Here is a 378-nt window from a genome sequence, read left to right as displayed (position 1 = left end):
GAGCGCACCCACGACATCATCCGTGGCGGGCTGGACCGCTCCCCCATGTATTCCGGAGTGATCGAGGGGATTGGCCCGCGCTACTGCCCGTCGATCGAAGACAAAATCCATCGGTTTGCGGACAAATCCTCGCACCAGGTCTTTATCGAGCCCGAGGGTCTGAACACCCGGGAGCTCTACCCCAATGGCATTTCCACCAGTCTGCCGTTCGATGTGCAACTGGAACTGGTGCGTTCGATCAAAGGCTTTGAAAACGCCCACATCACCCGCCCGGGCTATGCGATTGAATACGATTACTTCAATCCCCAGGACCTGAATTACAGCCTGGAAACCAAGGCCATTTCAGGCCTGTACTTTGCCGGGCAGATCAACGGCACC

Annotated in this window: 1 protein-coding gene; it reads left to right on the top strand. The window is 57.1% G+C overall.

What is annotated here, in order from left to right:
• Window positions 1–378, top strand: a 378-nt coding sequence (locus B3520_RS17405) for an FAD-dependent oxidoreductase (protein ID WP_286876494.1), incomplete at both ends; no start/stop codon positions are given.

Source organism: Marinimicrobium sp. UBA4509, from assembly GCF_002388575.1.
Lineage (GTDB): Bacteria > Pseudomonadota > Gammaproteobacteria > Pseudomonadales > Cellvibrionaceae > Marinimicrobium > Marinimicrobium koreense.
The sequence above is the reverse complement of the archived record's forward strand: the minus strand, read 5'-3'. Positions and strand labels throughout refer to the sequence as shown.